Source organism: Citrobacter sp. RHBSTW-00887 (assembly GCF_013728095.1).
Classification (GTDB): domain Bacteria; phylum Pseudomonadota; class Gammaproteobacteria; order Enterobacterales; family Enterobacteriaceae; genus Citrobacter; species Citrobacter braakii.
This window is the reverse complement of sequence record NZ_CP056267.1, coordinates 1,941,298-1,958,127: the sequence shown is the minus strand read 5'-3', so window position 1 is coordinate 1,958,127 and position 16,830 is coordinate 1,941,298. Positions and strand designations below refer to the sequence as shown.

The window sequence follows — 16,830 nt, the reverse complement described above, 5'->3', positions numbered from 1 at the left end:
TAGTTACGCGTGGCAATACACCTTTGGCAATAAAAATATATAATCGGAAAAATATACACCAAACAAATAATTTAGATTAATTAATTTTAATAATTTATGGATGGAGACATTATGTCACAGAATATCTATGACGATCCCGAGTTCTTTGCCGGATATGCCACGCTGGACCGTTCAGTAAAAGGGCTCGACGGTGCGCCAGAATGGCCGACAATACAAGCGATGCTCCCCGCTCTGCAGGGAAAAAATATCCTCGATTTGGGTTGCGGATATGGCTGGTTTTGCCGCTACGCGCGCGATAACCAGGCGGCCAGCGTAGTGGGACTGGATATTTCACAAAAGATGTTAACCCAGGCGCACAGCATGACGCAGGGTAATGGCATCGTTTATCGCCGTGAAGATCTCGAAACGCTTTCCCTGTCGCCAAATTCCTTTGACCTGGTTTATAGCTCACTTGCCCTGCACTATTTGCGCGATATCGCGCGATTATTCGTAACGATTTACCAGTCGTTAACACCGGGAGGCATGTTGGTATTCTCTGCCGAGCATCCCATTTATACTGCACCGCTTAACCAGGGTTGGATAAAAGATAAAACCGGGCAACAGTCCTGGCCGGTCAATCATTATCAGCAGGAAGGCACACGCATCAGTAACTGGTTCGCGGAGGGTGTCAAAAAACAGCACCGTAAGCTGGCGACCTGGATTAATGCGCTGATAGCCGCCGGATTCGAAATCGTTTGTGTCGATGAATGGGGACCGTCCGCTGAACAGATTGCTGAAAACCCGGCGCTGGATGAAGAAAAAGAGCGGCCAATGGTGTTTCTGCTCAGCGCACGTAAACCGGAGTAAGGTCATTACAGGAAGATTTTCAGAGGCTTTCCTATACTTAACCTGAACTCACCAAAAAAGGAACGCTGATGAAAATCTTACTGTGGATTATTTTAGTTATTTTTCTGATTGGGTTATTGGTGGTGACTGGCGTGTTTAAGATGATTTTTTGAAACAAAGGCCACTCCGGTGGCCGATTAATGTGTTAATGCAATTTAGCGATATCAATGGCCTGAATCGCGCGCGCGATATCCGGTGAATTGTTTAATGCGCGGATTTCCTGAAACAGCGCGGTTGCTTCTGAGTATTCTTTACGCAAATACCCTAACCATTGTTTAATCCGCGCCACGTGATACAGCCCGGTATCACCCTGCTTTTCAAGACGGGTATATTTTTGCAATAGCATCACGACATCAGGCCACGGCATACGTGGCTCGTTGTATTTCACCACACGGCTCAGGTTCGGAATATTTAATGCCCCACGGCCAATCATCACCGCATCGCATCCGCTGATAGCCATACAATCCTGGGCGCTTTGCCAGTCCCAGATTTCGCCATTTGCGATAACCGGAATGGTAAGCCGCTGGCGGATCTCACCGATCGCCTGCCAGTTGATATGCTCGGCCTTATAGCCCTGTTCCTTGGTTCGGCCATGCACTGCCAGCTCGCTGGCGCCCGCCTGCTGAACGGCATCAGCAATTTCAAACTGCCTGTCGCTGTTGTCCCAGCCCAGACGCACTTTCACTGTCACGGGGAGATGATCCGGAACCGCCTCGCGCATGGCTTTTGCGCCCCGGTAGATGAGTTCAGGATCTTTTAATAACGTTGCGCCACCGCCGCTGCCGTTGACCAGCTTCGACGGGCAGCCACAGTTCAGATCGACACCAAACGAGCCCAGTTCTACCGCGCGCGCCGCGTTCTCCGCCAGCCACTGCGGATACTGCCCCAGCAACTGTATGCGCACCCGCGTGCCGGATGGCGTCCGGCTATTGTTATGCAGTTCCGGGCAGAGCCGATAGAATACTTTTGCCGGCAGGAGCTGATCCACCACGCGCACAAACTCGGTGATGCACAGATCGTAATCATTCACTTCAGTCAGCAGCTCGCGCACCAGTGAGTCGAGCACACCTTCCATCGGCGCCAGTAAAACACGCATATCGTCACCCGCAAAAAAAGAGGCGCTATGGTAGCGCCTCCGTTCGGGAGATTAAAGAGGCTCAGCGCGGCAACAGGCAGTTATCTTCTTTCCAGCCGTACAGCCATTCCATACCACGATAAAATTCCGCCTGAGATTTGCCTTTCCACAGCAGATTACGCACCTGGCGCTCGACGCCTGCGGCGTGGTACACACGTCCCATTTCGCGCGTCGACCAGACGATGCGCGCAGTACGCGGAATACGCACCGACTCATACAAGGCAAAGGCATCAGCCGCATCGCCGTCACACTGCTGTAACGCCTTACCGAGAGTAACGGCATCTTCAAGCGCCATACAGGCGCCCTGCGCCATATATTGTGCCACCGGATGCGCAGCATCACCCACCAGCGTAATGCGGTCGATCCCCCATTTCTCTACCGGTTCGCGGTCAGCGGTGGACCAACGGCGCCATGAGGTCGGCTTATCCAGCATCTGACGCGGACGCGCATGAATACCGGCAAAATAGGAGAGCACTTCCTCTTTACTGCCATCCTTTACCCCCCACTCCTCCTGCTGACGACTGTGGAAGGTCACCACCAGGTTATACTGCTTGCCGCCACGCAGTGGATAGTGCACCAGGTGGCAGTGCGGTCCGGCCCACAGCACCGGCGCGTTAATGCGCAAATCTTCCGGCATATCATCGCAATCAATCACCGCGCGATAGACCACGTGCCCGGTAACGCGTGGCGCATCGCCAATCAGAGACTGACGCACAACCGACTTCACACCGTCACAGCCCACCAAAATATCCGCTGTCCAGCTGTTACCGTGCTCATCAAAGACCGTCACATCATCTTCTGTCTGGCGAATATCAACCACGTTAGTTGAAGTGCGATACTCAACGTTGGGATGAACCAGTGCCGCCTCCCAGACAGAAGCATGAATATCAACCCGATGGATAACCGCATAAGGACCGCCAAAGTGATCGCGGAACGCCTGCCCGGTTTCAATGCGTACAACCTCTTTCGCGTTTACCGCATCCATCATGGTGATGTGATCGGTAAAAACGGCGCGCTGACGAGCGACGTCACCCACACCAAGGCTGTCCAGAGCAGAAAACGCGTTCGGCCCGAGCTGAATGCCCGCACCAATCTCACCAATCTCGTGCGCTTTCTCCAGCAACATCACTTTAATGCCTTGACGGGCCAGCGACAGCGCGGTCGCCGCGCCGCCAATCCCGCCACCCACGATAATTGCGCGTGTCACTTTAGCCATTGTCGTTCTCCTTATCAGGCTGGAATTTTGTCTTGTTGATTCTCGGGCGCGGCGGCGATAAACGCCGGAAGCTGGGTACAGGCATCATATACCGCCTTACAGCGCGGATACCCGCTCAGATCACAGCCCATACGTAACGCGTTCGCCCACTGCGGGATCAGACAGCAATCCGCCAGCGTCGGCGCATCCCCCACACAGAACGTCCCCGAGTGACTCTGGCGCAGCATCTGTTCAACCGCGCTTAACCCTTGCTGGATCCAGTGCGCATACCAGCGTTTTTTATCCTCTTCACTGACCTTTAGCTCTTCGCTCAGGTAGCGCAGTACCCGCATGTTATTCACGGGATGGATATCACAAGCGATGGCATAAACAATTTCCAGCACCCGGCTGCGCGTCGGGAAGTCGGCTGGCAGCAGCGGCGACTGCGGAAAGTGACCATCCAGCCAGTCGGTTATCGCCAGCGACTGCCCGAGTGATTCTCCCTCATCAGTGACCAGCGTCGGTACAAGCCCTACCGGGTTCATCCGCCGGTAGGCCAGCTCGTTCTGCTGACCGATGCGAATGTTGACACCCACCGTCTGGTAATCAAGCCCCTTCAGCGCCAGCGCAATGCGTACGCGATATGACGCGGAGCTGTTAAAGAAACTGTACAGCTTCATCATCCACCTCAGACAATCTTCACAGCGATGGGGGTTAAACCGTCTACATTGCCGGTGATCACATCTCCTTTCACCACTGCGCCCACGCCCTCTGGCGTGCCTGTGTAAATCAAATCACCCGGCTGTAGTTCGAAAAAGCCGGACAGATAGCTAATCGTTTCATTAACGGACCAGATGAGGTGGCGAATATCGCTACGCTGATGATCGTCGCCGTTGACCTGCAACCAGATAGGCGCGTTGTTAACATCCGCACTTTCGTTGGCTTTATGCAGCGGCGCGATGGGGGCTGAGAGATCAAATGCTTTGCCGATTTCCCACGGACGCCCCATCTGGCGCATCTCCATCTGCCTGTCGCGGCGGGTCATATCCAGACCAGTGGCATAGCCCCAGATATATTCGTGCGCTTTTTCCAGCGGTATATCGCTGCCCTTTTTACCGATCGCCACCACCAGCTCTATCTCATAGTGATAGTTATCGGTCTGCGACGGGTATGGCAGCTCGAGGGTTTGACCGGCCGCCACCGGAACCACCGCATCGGCAGGTTTACAGAAGAAGAACGGCGGTTCGCGATCCGGATCAAAACCCATTTCACGCGCATGAGCGGCATAGTTGCGGCCCACGCAGTAAACGCGACGCACGGGAAACTGTTCATTACTGCCAACGACCGGAACGGTAACAGGCGCTTGTGGTTCGAATACGTATTGCGTCATTTCTCTCTCCAAAATTAATAACGTGCTTCACGGAACAACCCCAGCGCTTCCTGAACCGGTCTGTCCGAAAAACTAAATAAGACGGCATCTTCGTGGGCCTGGAACGACACGCCGTGCCAGGTTGGCACCACGAAGATATCTTTTGGCGAAAAATTGAAGATCTCGGTGCCGATGGTGACCTGCCCGCTTCCTTCCACCACGTGATAGATAGTGCTGTCGGTGGTACGCGCCATCCGCGAGGAAAAGCCCTTCGGCAACAGTTGTAAAAAGGTCCCCATTGAAGGCATGGGATAACCACCGGTTACCGGGTTGACGTAACGCATCTTGTAACCGTCCCACTCATCGGCGTCGCCCATGCGGGTCAGGTCATGCAGCGCTTCACGGCTGCGATCGTAGCGATAGTTGAAAATTGGCGATGAGTTACCCTTCTGATGACGCAGCGGCAGCATATTGGCCGCGTAGCGTGGTAAGTAATCCCCTTCCTTGCGCGTGACTGGTTGCTGATCCTCCGGGTAATCTTCCGCAAAGCCGCAACCCAGCAGATTCACCAGTGGCAGATCCAGACCGTCCAGCCACACCACCGGTTCACTGCCTGGGTTGCCGTGGTCGTGCCAGCGCCACTGTGGCGTCAGAATAAAATCGCCTTCATGCATTTGGGTGCGCTCGCCATCCACCGCGGTAAATGCCCCTTTCCCTTCGACAATAAAGCGCAGCGCAGACTGATTATGCCGGTGACTCGGGGCAACCTCGCCCGGCATGATTAACTGCAATCCGGCGTACAGCGTTGGGGTGATTGAAGACTGTCCGCGCAGCATGGGGTTTTCCAGCACCAGTACGCGACGAATCGCCTCTTTCGCGCCAATCAGATCGCCGCTTTCCAGCAGCAGCGGGCGGATCTCCTGATAGTTCCAGTACGCAGGAGCACAATGTGCGTTCGGCGTTGGCGGTACCAGGCGGTGCAGCGACTCCCACAGCGGGGTCAGATTCTGCCCGGAAATATGCTGGTAAAACTGCTGACGGTTGTTCTTAACATCCTGATTAAGTTCTGACATAGAGATTCTCCTTATTTGTTCACGATGCCTACGCGTGACAACGCGTCAGGGACAGAGGCCGACTGGCGGATAACAACCGTCAGCAGCATAAGCATCACCGCGCTGATGGCCGCCGGAACGGCAATAATGAAAAACAGGTTATCGAATGAGAAATTCATCGCCATCATCACGCCGCCGGAGAGCGAGCCGACAATCGCGCCGCAGCGGCCAATCGCATTAGACCAGCTGACGCCCGTGGCCCGGCTCTGCGTCGGATAAAGCGTGGCGGTTAAGGCATTCAGGCCCACCTGCGAACCGCTGATGCCGATGCCGGTGCCCAAAATGGCCAGCGCCATCAGCCACAGGCCGTTCTCGCTCAGGCCAATCATGACAATACACACCGCACCCAACGCATAGCTCACTGCCAGCACGCGGAAAGGATTGTATTTATCCATCAGCACTCCCAGCACCAGCGCACCTAGCGTACCGCCAATCTGAAAGGCAGCGGTCACCCATGAGGCATGCTGCAGGTCAATTCCACGATGGTTAAGCAGCGTTGGCATCCAGCTGGAGAGCAGATAAATAATCAGCAGGCTCATAAAGAACACCACCCATAACATCAGGGTAATGGGCAACTGTTGCCCGACGAACAGCTGGCGAATGCTGCCTTTGGCAATCGCGGCGCCCTCGTTGAGATAAAATTGGGTATTGTCATAACGTTCCCGGGTGATGGCGCTGACGGTTCTGGCAATCACGTTTTGCGGCAACTGACGACGAACCTGCCAGCGCGGGGATTCCGGCAGCGCAAACAGCAGAGCCACAAACAGCATCAGCGGTAGCACGCCTCCCAGCACCAGGATGCCGTGCCAGCCAATAACCGGCACCAGCTGTGCGCTGACAATCCCGCCCATCGCCGAGCCCAGGGTAAAACCGCAGAACATCATGGTGACCAGTGCACCACGCCGACGCGCTGGCAGGTATTCTGAGGTCATAGTGATAGTATTTGGCATCGCGCCGCCCAGGCCTAACCCGGTAAGGAAGCGCAAAAAAACCAGCGTTTGCAGATCGGGGGAAAAAGCCGAAATCAGGCTCAGTGCGCCGAACAGCGCCACGCAGAGTTCAATCACCCGTTTGCGGCCAAAACGATCCGATAGCGGACCGCAGAGCAGTGCGCCAGCGGTCAGACCCAGCAGGCCTGCGCCAAACAGCGGCGCCAGATCTCCGGCCGTCAGTTGCCAGTGGGTGCGAATGCCGGGCGCGATAAAACCAATAGCTGCGGTATCAAAACCGTCGAGCATGACGACCAAAAAACAGCAAATGATAACGCGCCACTGGGTCTTACCGACGGGGGCGGAATCGATCAGTGCTTGTAGATCACGTTGTTGAGTCATAGTGAATGCCTCAGTGCAGGTAGAGTAGATGTCTGTTTTGTTTTAGGTATGTTGCGACTTTGTATTTTTGGAGATGAAATGTACAATGGCTTTTCATGCAGAGGCATAACCTGGAGGTTATAGCAAATGGCTAACTGGGCGCAGAAACTTAAGTTACACCACCTGCAAACGCTTATTGCGCTGGGCGAACAGGGGAATTTGACTCACGTCGCCCGAATGATGAATATCACTCAGCCAGCGTTGTCAAAATGGTTATCGCAGCTCGAAGATGAGATGGGTATCACACTCTTTGAACGTCATAGCAAAGGCTTACGCCCTTCAGAAGGCGGCAAGCTGCTACTGCAGCATGCCCAACGCCTGATCAATGATATGGAACGTTCACAGTATGAAATCGCCCGTTTTAAGCAGGGAGGTCTGGTAGGGAGTCTGAAGATTGGCTGCTCGCCGGTGGCGACGGACTGCGTTTCACAGGCGATACTGGGTTTGCTCACAGAGCTGCCGACCTTGCATCTTAATATTGAAGAGAAGGTGATGACCCCGCTGCTGCACGATCTGCTCGCGGGTTCGGTGGATGTGGTGGTCGGACGCGTCGGTGGCCGGGCGCTTCAGTTGCCGCTCAATTACCAGGTGCTGTATACCGAACCGGTCTGTTTCGTTGCGCGCCCCGACCATCCACTGGCAAAATATCCCCTGCTCACCTGGCATGATCTGGCTAACTGGCGCTGGATTGTCTGGCCGACGGGAACGCCCATCCGGATAAGCATTGACAACGCGCTGGTAGATAACGGCGTCATGCTACCGGAAAACATCATTGAGTCGGCGTCGATAAACGTCAGCACCAACCTGCTGCAAAGTAGCGACATGATCTCTATTCTTTCTCTACGCCTGGCGCAGCGTTATGCCGCCCAGGGACAGCTGGCTATCCTGAATCTGCCGAAGATTGAACAAAAAGGCAGCGTAGGCGTGTTCTGGCGCAACAATGAAACACCCACGACCGCCCTGAATCGTTTTCTGTATTACCTGGCACAGGTTTAACGTGAACAGTTAGGGCCATCGCCCGATGTTCCAGATATCTATTTCTTCTATGCTTAGAATTCATGATGTGATCGGTAGCACGTTTTGAAGTTTAATTGTATGATGAATCAGTCTCGTCAAGGGTTTCAACTATGAGCAAAGCACTGAACATTATCTGGCAATATTTGCGCGCATTCGTCCTGATTTATGCCTGCCTCTATGCAGGTATTTTTCTTGCATCGCTACTCCCCATCACCATTCCGGGCAGCATTATCGGCATGCTGATTCTGTTTGTCTTACTGGCTTTGCAGGTGTTACCGGCAAAATGGGTTAACCCCGGCTGCTATGTGCTGATTCGCTATATGGCCCTGCTGTTTGTCCCGATTGGCGTGGGGATCATGCAGTACTTTGATCTGCTCCGTGCGCAATTTGGTCCGGTGGTGGTGTCCTGTACCATCAGTACGCTGGTCGTTTTCCTGGTGGTGAGCTGGAGTTCTCACATTGTGCACGGTGAGCGCAAAATCGTTGGGCAAAAAGGGTCTAAAGAATGATGTCGTATATCTGGTGGTCGTTACCCCTTACGCTGGCGGTATTTTTTGGCGCACGTAAGCTGGCTGCACGATTTAAAATGCCGCTATTGAACCCGCTACTGGTCGCCATGGTGGTGATCATTCCCATTCTGATGCTGACCGGAATTCCCTACGATCACTATTTCAAAGGCAGTGAGGTGCTAAACGATTTACTGCAACCTGCCGTGGTCGCGCTGGCCTATCCGTTATACGAACAGCTGCACCAGATTCGCGCTCGCTGGAAATCAATTATTGCCATCTGCTTTGCGGGGAGCGTTGTGGCGATGGTCACAGGTACAACAATCGCCTTGTTGATGGGCGCATCGCCGCAAATTGCTGCGTCAATCATGCCGAAATCGGTAACCACGCCTATCGCTATGGCAGTGGGAGGCAGTATTGGTGGTATTCCGGCCATCAGCGCCGTGTGCGTCATTTTTGTTGGTATCCTCGGGGCTGTGTTTGGTCATACTTTGCTCAATGCGATGCGTATTCGCACCAAAGCCGCACGTGGACTGGCTATGGGTACCGCTTCGCACGCCCTGGGTACCGCACGCTGTGCAGAGTTGGACTATCAGGAAGGCGCGTTTAGCTCTCTGGCGCTGGTTATTTGCGGCATTATCACCTCCTTGGTCGCCCCATTCCTGTTCCCGATTATTCTGGCCCTGGTCGGTTAACCTTCAATTTTTGGCTAATTATTTGCGATGCGTTGCACATTTTTAATTTAAGTTTCATAAGTTGCATACACAATGAGATTTGGATCACATATAAAGCCGTAACAGGCCCGTAAACTACGATTCCATTACATTGTTATGAGGCATCGCCATGCATCCACGTTTTCAAACTGCTTTTGCCCAACTCGCGGATAACTTGCAATCAGCCCTGGCGCCTGTTCTGGCGGATGCGCATTTCCCCGCCATGCTGACTGCTGAGCAGGTCTCTTTGCTGAAACGCGAATCGGGACTGGACGAAGACGCGCTGGCATTCGCTCTACTGCCGCTGGCTGCGGCCTGCGCGCGTACTCCGCTGTCCAACTTCAACGTTGGGGCAATTTCTCGCGGCATCAGCGGCACCTGGTACTTCGGTGGGAACATGGAGTTCCTGGGGGCGACCATGCAGCAAACCGTTCATGCCGAGCAAAGCGCCATTAGCCATGCCTGGCTGCGCGGTGAAAAAGGGCTCGCCGCCATCACCGTCAACTACACGCCGTGCGGCCACTGTCGCCAGTTTATGAACGAACTGAACAGCGGACTGGATTTACGTATTCATCTGCCGGGACGTGCGCCACACGTGCTGCGCGATTACCTGCCAGATGCCTTCGGACCGAAAGATCTGGAGATTAAAACACTGCTGATGGACGATCAGGATCACGGCTTCTCGCTGCAGGGCGATGCGTTGACCCAAGCGGCTATCACCGCCGCCAACAGATGTCATATGCCGTACAGCAACTCCCCAAGCGGCGTGGCGCTGGAATGTAAAGATGGTCGAATTTTTAGCGGTAGCTATGCGGAAAATGCCGCCTTCAACCCGACCCTGCCGCCGCTGCAAGGCGCGTTAAACCTGTTGAACCTTAACGGTTATGACTACCCGGATATCCAGCGTGCTGTGCTGGCTGAAAAAGCCGATGCGCCGTTGATTCAGTGGGATGCGACCTCCGCTACCCTGAAAGCGCTGGGCTGCAATAATATTGAGCGCGTGCTGCTCGGTTAATTGCCTGGCGCTACGCTTATCTGGCCTGCAATCGCTCCAGGTTGTCGGCCAGATTTGCTGTTGCTACCATCCAACAGGGCCGTTTTGCTGAAAATCCCCTCAATCAGATTGCTGTTTCTTGCGCTACGTCTTCCGGTACAGTAGCCTGATTGAAATTCCATCCAAATAACGAGTTTTCTGCATGTTAAAGCGCGTGTTTTACAGCCTGTTAGTCCTGGTAGGCTTGCTGCTTTTGACTGTGCTTGGGCTCGACAGGTGGATGAGCTGGAAGACGGCTCCCTACATCTACGACGAATTGCAGGATTTACCCTATCGCCAGGTCGGTGTGGTCCTGGGCACGGCGAAATACTATCGCACCGGCGTCATCAACCAGTATTACCGCTACCGCATTCAGGGCGCATTGAACGCCTATAACAGTGGAAAGGTAAACTATCTGCTGCTGAGCGGCGACAACGCGCAGCAAAGCTACAACGAACCCATGACGATGCGTAAAGATCTGATTGCCGCAGGTGTCGATCCCGCTGATATCGTGCTTGATTACGCTGGGTTCCGGACGCTCGATTCGATTGTACGAACCCGCAAGGTGTTCGATACCAACGATTTCATCATTATTACTCAGCGATTCCACTGTGAGCGCGCCTTGTTTATTGCGCTGCATATGGGCATTCAGGCCCAGTGCTATGCGGTGCCCTCACCAAAAGATATGCTCACCGTGCGGGTACGTGAATTTGGCGCCCGCTTTGGCGCACTGGCCGATCTCTATATTTTCAAACGTGAACCCCGCTTTTTAGGCCCGCTGGTGCCCATCCCTACCATGCATCAGGTACCGGACGATGCACAGGGATATCCGGCGGTCACGCCTGAACAACTACTCGAATTACAAAAGAAACAAGGAAAATAAGCATGGATGTACAAACCCTTTTCGTCGTGTTGGCCTTTCTGCTCATTCCCGTATTTTGTTTTCGCGAAGCATGGAAAGGCTGGCGTTCTGGGGCCGTAGATAAAATTAAAAAGAATGCGCGCGAACCGGTTTACGCTTATCGCAATCAAGAGCCCCTGCAATTTTGGTCTTATGTGCTGGTTTATGCCGGGTGCGGATGTTTATCCTTCGGGATGGTTATTTACTTAGTCTTTTATCGCTAAAGAATTTTCCTTTATATTAGCATTTGAGAATAGCTAATATTTTGATAATAGTTACCATTTCAATGTAAGGGATTAATGCTGCCCGCCAGCATTTCCCTCAGACTATCTTCTATTTGTGAATCCTTTCACAGAATACTCTTCCTGCAGTGCTTAGCCTTAAGAATAGCCTTCACTTTTTATATTTTGTTATTAACGGTTTGCCTTAATTTACTCAAGCATTAAGGAAGAAAATATGCCACAACAAAATTATCTGGATGAGCTCACGCCTGCTTTTACCCCATTATTAGCAATAAAAGAGGCTTCCCGCTGTTTATTATGTCACGACGCCCCCTGTAGTCATGATTGCCCGGCGCAAACAGACCCAGGGAAATTTATTCGCTCTATTTATTTTCGTAATTTTAAAGGCGCTGCCGAAACTATCCGCGAAAATAATGCGCTCGGTGCGGTGTGCGCCCGGGTTTGCCCAACCGAAAAATTATGCCAGCGCGGATGTACGCGCTCAGGAATGGATAAACCTATCGATATTGCACGTCTGCAACGCTTTATTACCGATTTTGAACAGCAGACCGCAATGAAAATCTATCAGCCGGCAACAAAAACGCTCGGCAAGGTAGCTATCATCGGGGCGGGTCCGGCTGGATTACAGGCCAGCGTAACGCTAAGTAATCTTGGTTATGATGTGACAATCTTCGAAAAACAGGCCCAGCCAGGTGGCTGGTTGCGTTATGGCATTCCTGAGTTTCGTCTGCCGCAAGCAGTTTTGGATCTTGAAATTGCCCGTATCGTTGAAATGGGCGTGACCATCAAGTGCAATTGTGAAGTCGGCAATGCCCTTTCCGTTGAGCAACTCAAAGCAGAATACCGCGCCGTACTGGTTACCGTAGGGATGTCTTACGGTTCAACGTTGCCTCTGTTTGAGAGGGCGAATCACGTCGAAATCGCCGTCGATTTTCTGCAACGAGCCCGGCAATCCAACGGCGATATTACCGTCGCACAAAGTGCATTAATCATCGGCGGTGGCGACGTGGCGATGGATGTCGCCAGTACGTTGAAGCTGCTGGGCTGCCCGTCAGTCACCTGTGTCGCGCGTGAAGAACTCGCTGACTTCCCGGCCAGCGACAAAGAATTCAGCAGCACACAGGCTTTAGGGGTGTCGATAATTGACGGCTTCACGCCCGTGGCGGTTAGCGGAAATCGAGTCACCTTTAAGCACGTACGCCTGCCAGGAGAACTCACGCTTGAAGCCGAACAGATTATTCTCGCCGTCGGCCAACATGCTCAGCTTGATAATTTCGCCGCGTTAAAGCCACAGCGCAATCTTATCGATACGCACAATTATCAAACCGCCGATCCGGCTCTGTTTGCTGCGGGCGATATTGTTAAAGGCGATAAAACCGTTGTTTACGCCGTGAAAACGGGAAAAGAAGCCGCTCAGGCCATTCATCACTATTTAGAGGGAGCTTGCTCATGTTAACGAAAGATCTTTCTATTACTTTTTGCGGCGTCAAATTCCCCAACCCGTTCTGCCTCTCTTCCTCTCCGGTGGGCAACTGCTATGAAATGTGCGCCAAAGCCTATGATAGCGGCTGGGGTGGCATTGTTTTTAAAACGATCGGGTTCTTTATTGCTAATGAAGTCTCCCCACGCTTTGACCATCTCACCAAAGAAGATACCGGCTTTATTGGCTTCAAAAACATGGAACAAATTGCCGAGCATCCGCTGGAGGAGAATCTGGCCGCAATTCGTCGACTGAAACAGGACTACCCGGACAAAGTCCTGATTGCGTCGATTATGGGGGAAAATGAGCAGCAATGGCAGGAACTGGCCCGCCTGGTTGAAGACGCGGGTGCAGACATGATCGAGTGTAACTTCTCGTGCCCGCAAATGACCTCACATGCCATGGGTAGCGATGTCGGGCAAAGCCCTGAGCTGGTTGAAAAGTATTGTCGGGCCGTTAAACGCGGCTCGTCCCTGCCGATGCTGGCGAAAATGACACCGAATATTGGTGATATGTGTGAGGTGGCTCTGGCAGCAAAACACGGAGGTGCCGACGGTATCGCGACCATCAATACGGTTAAATCCATCACGAATATCGATCTGAACCGAAAAATCGGGATGCCGGTCGTCAACGGTAAATCCAGTATTTCCGGCTACTCCGGCAAGGCCGTTAAACCTATTGCTTTGCGATTTATCCAACAACTGCGCATGCACCCTGAACTGCGCAATTTCCCGATTAGCGGCATCGGGGGAATTGAGACCTGGGAAGATGCCGCCGAGTTTTTACTGTTAGGCGCGGCCACGCTGCAGGTGACCACCGGGATCATGCAGTATGGCTACCGGATTGTGGAGGACATGACCAGCGGGCTGTCACATTACCTCGCCGATCAAGGGTTTGACTCACTGGAGGAGATGGTTGGTCTTGCCAATGCCAATATCATCCCCGCGGAGGATCTTGACCGTAGCTACATCGTCTACCCGAACATTCATCTTGATAAATGCGTTGGCTGTGGCCGCTGCTACATCTCCTGTTATGACGGTGGACATCAGGCGATGGAATGGAATGAGGAAACCCGCACACCGCACTGCAACACAGAAAAATGTGTGGGATGCCTGCTGTGTGGTCACGTTTGCCCGGTAGCCTGTATTGAGCTGGGTGAGGTGAAATTTAAATCCGGTGAGAAAGAGCATGCGTTAACGTTGTAACGCTGACAAAAAAGCCCGGTACAGATTACGCTGCACCGGGCTTTTTGCGGTATACGATTACTTTTTACGCGCGTACTTCAGTGAGTCCAGCGCGACCGCGAAGATGATAATGCCGCCCTTGATAATGTACTGCCAGTAAGGGTTCACGCCAATGTAAGTCAGACCGTAGTTGATGACGGTGAAGATAATCACACCGGTCACCACGCCAAACACGGTTCCTACCCCGCCGCTGAACGACACGCCGCCAACCACGCACGCCGCAATCGCATCCAGCTCATACATAAAGCCGAGGTTGTTAGTCGCCGAGCCGATACGCCCGGCTTCGAGCAAACCACCAAAGGCATAAAACACGCCAGACAACGCATAGATGATCAGCAGGTTCAGCGCAACGTTGACCCCGGACACTTTCGCTGCTTCAGGGTTTCCGCCGATGGCGAAAATGTTTTTACCGAAGCGGGTCTTGTTCCACAGCACCCAGACAAACGCCACCGCAATCAGCGCATAGAAGGTGATGTAGGAGAGGCGGAAACTACCCAGCGCAATAAAGCCCTGCGCGAAGGTGGAGAATCCGCTGTCAAAGCCAGAAATTGGCGATGCGCCGACAAAGTCGTAGTACAGGGAGTTGATCCCGTAAACGATGATCATCGTACCCAGGGTGGTAATAAACGGCGTCACATTCAGATAAGCAATGATAATACCGTTCACCAGACCGATAATGGCGCCAATCACGCAAACAATCAGCACGACTACGATGATTGGCATTGTAGCCATTTCCGGGAACACCTTGTTGGCGTTCTCCATCGACTGTAGCAAGGTTGCCGCCACGACTGCCGCCAGGCCAACCTGACGTCCCGCCGACAGATCTGTCCCTTGGGTAACAATCAGCCCGGCCACGCCCAATGCGATAATAATACGCACCGAGGATTGCGTCAGAATATTACTCAGGTTCAGTAAGCTTAAGAAAGTGGGATCCTGGAAAATAATAATCGCCAGCAAAACCAAAAGAACAACGTAAATTCCGCCTTCTTTCAGATAAGTAAGAAAACTTTTCTTATTTAACGCACTCATGAGGAGCCCCTAATCTTAAAGGTGCAAAGACGCAAGACGGAGGATTTCGTTTTGCGTTGTTGTTTTAGTGTCAACAATTCCAGCAACGAGACCATTGCTCATCACCAGAATACGATCGGTAATTCCTAGCAGCTCCGGCATTTCAGAGGAAATAATAATAATCCCCTTATCCTTTTTCGCGAGTTCGGCAATCAGCTGATAAATTTCAAATTTCGCGCCGACATCGATACCACGCGTGGGTTCATCTAACATCAGGATTTCTGGCTGCGTTAATAACCAGCGACCAATAACCACCTTTTGCTGATTACCACCGGACAGTGAACCGATTTGTGTACGATGGCCCGGCGTTTTCACCCTCATTGAGTCAATTACCCACTGGGTATCACTCTTCATGCGGGAATTATCCAGCAGACCAACTTTGTTTTTATAGTTTTGGATATTGGAGATTAACGAGTTAAAACCAATATCCAGATACGCGTAAATACCGGTTGAGCGGCGCTCTTCCGTGACCAGCGCAAAACCATGATTAATGGCCTCATTTGCGCTGTGGTTATTAATCTTTTTGCCGTGTAGCGTAATCGTACCCGATGATTTCTCTCGAATACCAAAAAGCGTTTCAACGATATCGGTACGTTTTGCGCCGACCAGCCCGGCAATCCCGAGAATTTCCCCTTTGTGCAAATCAAACGAGATATCACGAATCGACGGCTGACGCAGCGAGGTCAGGTTACGTACTTGCAGAATGACTTCACCGGGTTTGTTTTCTTTATCCGGAAAACGTTGGTTCAGTGAACGGCCGACCATCATGGAGATGATCTTATCCATATCCAGCCCTTCCAGCGGCTGGGTCGCAATCCACTGACCATCGCGCAGCACGGTAATTTCATCGCATAGCTGGAAGATTTCTTCCATCTTGTGAGAAATATAAACAATACCGCATCCACGCTCTTTCAGCTTACGGATAATGGTAAACAGATGATTAACTTCTTTCTCGGTTAACGATGACGTTGGCTCATCCATGATGACGATTTTTGCGTCATAGGAGAACGCTTTCGCAATTTCAATCATCTGCATTTGAGAAACGGATAATGTACCAACGCGCGCACGCGGATCGATATCAATATCCAGCTCATCAAATATCGCTTTGGTATCGCGGTACATTTTGTCCTGATCGACAAACATGCCTTTGGTGGGATAGCGTCCCAGCCACATGTTATCCATCACAGAACGTTGTAATACCAGGTTTAATTCCTGGTGTACCATCGAAATACCATTTTCAAGCGCTTCTTTAGCAGAATGAAAATCGATTTCTTTACCCTGAAATAAAATACTACCGGAATCTTTTTGATAGATGCCGAAAAGACATTTCAATAATGTTGATTTCCCCGCGCCATTCTCCCCCATTAAGGCATGAATAGAATGTGGGCGGACTTTTAAATTGACATTATCAAGAGCCTTAACGCCGGGGAAGGACTTGTTGATGCCGGTCATTTCCAACAAGTATTCGCCTGACGACTGAGTATGTGTGCTGACCATAATTATACCTTGTTGGCCTTGCAGAGTGCGTTATTAAGGGCGCAATGACATTGCGCCCAAAGA

18 protein-coding genes are annotated in these 16,830 nt (G+C 52.2%); 10 read left to right on the top strand and 8 right to left on the bottom strand.

All coding sequences use genetic code 11. The annotated features are described in order from the left end of the window. Window positions 1–111: 111 nt before the first annotated feature. Both HV314_RS09250 and HV314_RS27575 read left to right on the top strand, forming a co-directional pair. Window positions 112–846 carry a class I SAM-dependent methyltransferase gene (locus HV314_RS09250; protein ID WP_016153703.1) on the top strand — a complete coding sequence of 245 codons (735 nt, stop codon included), beginning with the start codon at window positions 112–114 and terminating at the stop codon, window positions 844–846. A 68-nt stretch (window positions 847–914) separates the two neighbouring features. Beyond that, a complete protein-coding gene (locus HV314_RS27575) occupies window positions 915–998 on the top strand; it encodes a membrane protein (protein WP_019077217.1) in 84 nt (27 codons plus the stop codon). A 32-nt stretch (window positions 999–1,030) separates the two neighbouring features. Here the strand turns inward: HV314_RS27575 and dusC are convergent, their stop codons facing one another. The 6 genes from dusC to mhbT all read right to left on the bottom strand — a co-directional run bounded on the left by dusC (window position 1,031) and on the right by mhbT (window position 7,027). After that, the gene (gene dusC, locus HV314_RS09245) at window positions 1,031–1,981 is read right to left on the bottom strand and encodes a tRNA dihydrouridine(16) synthase DusC (RefSeq protein ID WP_181547892.1); all 951 of its coding nucleotides are present in this window, start codon (window positions 1,979–1,981) and stop codon (window positions 1,031–1,033) included. Window positions 1,982–2,042: 61 nt separating this feature from the next. Then, window positions 2,043–3,236, bottom strand: a complete 1,194-nt coding sequence (locus tag HV314_RS09240) for a 3-hydroxybenzoate 6-monooxygenase (RefSeq protein ID WP_181547891.1) — start codon at window positions 3,234–3,236, stop codon at window positions 2,043–2,045. Window positions 3,237–3,250: 14 nt separating this feature from the next. Further along, a complete protein-coding gene (maiA, locus tag HV314_RS09235; protein ID WP_019077220.1) occupies window positions 3,251–3,895 on the bottom strand; it encodes a maleylacetoacetate isomerase in 645 nt (214 codons plus the stop codon). Between the two features lie 8 nt (window positions 3,896–3,903). Then, a complete protein-coding gene (locus tag HV314_RS09230) occupies window positions 3,904–4,605 on the bottom strand; it encodes a fumarylacetoacetate hydrolase family protein (protein ID WP_181547890.1) in 702 nt (233 codons plus the stop codon). 14 nt (window positions 4,606–4,619) lie between these two features. Next, window positions 4,620–5,657 carry a gentisate 1,2-dioxygenase gene (gtdA, locus tag HV314_RS09225; protein WP_181547889.1) on the bottom strand — a complete coding sequence of 346 codons (1,038 nt, stop codon included), beginning with the start codon at window positions 5,655–5,657 and terminating at the stop codon, window positions 4,620–4,622. 11 nt (window positions 5,658–5,668) lie between these two features. Beyond that, window positions 5,669–7,027, bottom strand: a complete 1,359-nt coding sequence (gene mhbT / locus HV314_RS09220; protein ID WP_181547888.1) for a 3-hydroxybenzoate transporter MhbT — start codon at window positions 7,025–7,027, stop codon at window positions 5,669–5,671. Window positions 7,028–7,153: 126 nt separating this feature from the next. On the opposite strand from mhbT, the gene HV314_RS09215 reads away from it, so the two are divergent. From HV314_RS09215 to preA, 8 genes are all read left to right on the top strand, one after another. Continuing rightward, a complete protein-coding gene (locus HV314_RS09215; RefSeq protein WP_016153710.1) occupies window positions 7,154–8,062 on the top strand; it encodes a LysR substrate-binding domain-containing protein in 909 nt (302 codons plus the stop codon). Between the two features lie 131 nt (window positions 8,063–8,193). Continuing rightward, the gene (locus HV314_RS09210) at window positions 8,194–8,592 is read left to right on the top strand and encodes a CidA/LrgA family protein (RefSeq protein WP_016153711.1); all 399 of its coding nucleotides are present in this window, start codon (window positions 8,194–8,196) and stop codon (window positions 8,590–8,592) included. Next, window positions 8,589–9,284, top strand: a complete 696-nt coding sequence (locus HV314_RS09205) for a CidB/LrgB family autolysis modulator (RefSeq protein ID WP_016153712.1) — start codon at window positions 8,589–8,591, stop codon at window positions 9,282–9,284. The genes HV314_RS09210 and HV314_RS09205 overlap by 4 nt, the downstream gene beginning before the upstream one ends. 148 nt (window positions 9,285–9,432) lie before the next feature. After that, window positions 9,433–10,317 carry a cytidine deaminase gene (cdd, locus tag HV314_RS09200; RefSeq protein ID WP_181547887.1) on the top strand — a complete coding sequence of 295 codons (885 nt, stop codon included), beginning with the start codon at window positions 9,433–9,435 and terminating at the stop codon, window positions 10,315–10,317. A 181-nt stretch (window positions 10,318–10,498) separates the two neighbouring features. Further along, complete coding sequence (gene sanA, locus HV314_RS09195) at window positions 10,499–11,218, top strand: outer membrane permeability protein SanA (protein WP_016153714.1); 720 nt, start codon at window positions 10,499–10,501, stop codon at window positions 11,216–11,218. A 2-nt stretch (window positions 11,219–11,220) separates the two neighbouring features. Continuing rightward, the gene (locus HV314_RS09190; protein WP_016153715.1) at window positions 11,221–11,460 is read left to right on the top strand and encodes a DUF2542 family protein; all 240 of its coding nucleotides are present in this window, start codon (window positions 11,221–11,223) and stop codon (window positions 11,458–11,460) included. A 232-nt stretch (window positions 11,461–11,692) separates the two neighbouring features. Then, window positions 11,693–12,934: an NAD(P)-dependent oxidoreductase gene (locus HV314_RS09185; RefSeq protein ID WP_181547886.1), complete on the top strand. Its 1,242-nt coding sequence runs from the start codon at window positions 11,693–11,695 to the stop codon at window positions 12,932–12,934. Next, complete coding sequence (gene preA / locus HV314_RS09180) at window positions 12,928–14,163, top strand: NAD-dependent dihydropyrimidine dehydrogenase subunit PreA (RefSeq protein WP_181547885.1); 1,236 nt, start codon at window positions 12,928–12,930, stop codon at window positions 14,161–14,163. Before HV314_RS09185 ends, preA begins: the two co-directional genes overlap by 7 nt. 57 nt (window positions 14,164–14,220) lie before the next feature. Here preA and mglC read toward each other — a convergent pair whose 3' ends face one another. Further along, complete coding sequence (mglC, locus tag HV314_RS09175) at window positions 14,221–15,231, bottom strand: galactose/methyl galactoside ABC transporter permease MglC (RefSeq protein WP_003027393.1); 1,011 nt, start codon at window positions 15,229–15,231, stop codon at window positions 14,221–14,223. A 15-nt stretch (window positions 15,232–15,246) separates the two neighbouring features. After that, a complete protein-coding gene (gene mglA, locus HV314_RS09170; RefSeq protein WP_016153718.1) occupies window positions 15,247–16,767 on the bottom strand; it encodes a galactose/methyl galactoside ABC transporter ATP-binding protein MglA in 1,521 nt (506 codons plus the stop codon). Window positions 16,768–16,830: the final 63 nt, after the last annotated feature.